We start from the raw sequence: 1,974 nt of genomic DNA, 5'->3' as shown, positions 1-1,974 counted from the left end.
AACTAACAGCAGCTTGAAAAAGTATTAAAACCTACCTATTTAGTGTATTTTTTAGACTAAATGGGTTTAGCCTATGGAACATTTAAGCATTGGGGAAACGGCAAAATTATTAGGTGTATCCGTATCGACACTCAGGCGATGGGAGTGTGAGGGTAAATTATTGCCTGCGTATCGTACCGTGGGTAGTCATCGGCGTTATTTATGGAAAGACATTCAACAATTTTGTGGACAATTTGCGCCTGAGTTGCGTAAAACGATAGCCTATGCACGAGTGTCATCCCATGACCAAAAAGACGACTTAGAACGGCAAGCTCAACGATTAGAACAATACTGCACCGAACAACGTTTTGAGAGAGTAGAAATACTCAAAGACTTAGGCAGCGGGTTAAATTATCATAAAAAGCAATTTAAACAACTACTTAGAATGATAGCCTTAGGTCAAGTAGCGCATCTTATCTTAACGCATAAAGACAGATTATTGCGTTTTGGGGCTGAGATTATTTTTCAGTTGTGTCACATTCATCAAACCAACGTGACTATTTTAGAGCAAGACCACGAGCTTAACTTAGAAAAGAGCTTAGTGGCCGATGTGCTAGAGCTAATGACCGTATTTTCAGCACGTTTACACGGTTCACGCTCACATAAAAACAAAAAAGCCGTGAAAGAATCAGTGGTTATGAGTTAGAATAATAAAATTCACCCTATTAAATGGCTTGTGGTTTATGCTCAGCACCGCCCATCAAATAGAACTTAAACCCAACAACAAGCAAGCCAATTATTTTGCGCGTGCTTGTGGGGTGGCACGTTTTAGTTTTAATTGGGGCTTAGAGCAATGGCAACACCAATATCAAGCCCATGTACAAGATAACAGTCTCCCCAAACCCAACGAACAAGCTCTCAGAAAACACTTTAATGCGGTTAAAAAACAAGAGTTTGGTTTTGTGTTAGAGGTGACTAAATATGCAGCACAACAAGCCTTAAAAAATGTAGGCACAGCGTTTAAACGGTTTTTTAATGGTGAAGCTGCGTATCCGCAATTTCATAAAAAACATCATCACGACTCATTTTACATAGGCAACGACCAATTTAAAGTCAAAGACAAACAGGTATGGATACCGAATTTGGGTTGGGTGAGATTAAAAGAAGCGTTTAAATATCAAGGGAAAGGCAAAATAAACAATGCCGTCATCAGCCGACAGGCGGATAGATGGTTTGTGAGTATATCGGTGAGTGTAGAACAAAAGCCACCACGCCAAGCAGTCGAGAAACAAGACTGTGTGGGTGTGGATTTGGGAATTAGTCGCTTAGCGACCTGTTCGGATGGTCATCAAGCGGATAATCCAAAGGCATTGTCTAAAAAGCTCAAAAAGTTAAAACGGTTAAGTCAAGCCTTAAGCCGCAAGGTTAAAGGCTCACACAATCGGCATAAAGCGAAAATGCAGTTATCTAAACTGCATCAACGGATAAAACACATTCGTCACGATGCTTTACACAAACTGTCTTACTATGTAACCACACGGTTTAACATGGTGGTTTTAGAAGATTTGAATGTACAAGGCATGATGAAGAATCGAAAATTATCGAGAGCGATTGCTGATGTGGGTTTTTATGAATTAAGGCGACAGGTCGAATACAAAGCCAAGTATTATGGGTCAAGGGTGGTGTATGCAGACCGTTTTTATCCGAGTTCTAAATTGTGTTCGGTGTGTGGTTTTAAGCATGAAGGCTTGACGTTAAAAGACCGTGAATGGGATTGTCCTGAGTGTGGCATTCACCATGATAGAGATGTAAATGCTGCCTTAAATTTAAGGCAGCTTGGTTTAGCAAAAATCGCCGCGAGTTCAACGGTGACCGCTTGTGGAGAGTTTGGCTCTGGCGTTTGATGGCAACATCAAACGTGAAACCAGCTCTATGAAGCAAGAAATAAGCATTAAATCTATAAAAAGTAGATTTGAGTAAGACTTGTGGAACGGT

2 protein-coding genes are annotated in these 1,974 nt (G+C 40.5%); both read left to right on the top strand.

The genetic code is table 11. The annotated features are described in order from the left end of the window. The first annotated feature begins 73 nt into the window (after positions 1 to 73). A complete protein-coding gene (locus Q0212_RS08765; protein WP_297924604.1) occupies positions 74 to 685 on the top strand; it encodes an IS607 family transposase in 612 nt (203 codons plus the stop codon). 37 nt (positions 686 to 722) lie between these two features. Continuing rightward, positions 723 to 1,883 (top strand): RNA-guided endonuclease TnpB family protein, encoded by a 1,161-nt coding sequence (locus tag Q0212_RS08760; RefSeq protein WP_297924602.1) that lies wholly within the window; start codon positions 723 to 725, stop codon positions 1,881 to 1,883. The last annotated feature ends 91 nt before the right edge of the window (positions 1,884 to 1,974 follow it).

The organism is uncultured Agitococcus sp., assembly GCF_937920075.1.
Lineage (GTDB): Bacteria > Pseudomonadota > Gammaproteobacteria > Pseudomonadales > Moraxellaceae > Agitococcus.
The sequence above is the reverse complement of the archived record's forward strand: the minus strand, read 5'-3'. Positions and strand labels throughout refer to the sequence as shown.

Bases quoted from the DNA above. Each gene is read 5' to 3' on its own strand.
- Q0212_RS08765 (WP_297924604.1), top strand. From the start codon at position 74: ATGGAACATTTAAGCATTGGGGAAACGGCAAAATTATTAGGTGTATCC.
- Q0212_RS08760 (WP_297924602.1), top strand. From the start codon at position 723: ATGCTCAGCACCGCCCATCAAATAGAACTTAAACCCAACAACAAGCAA.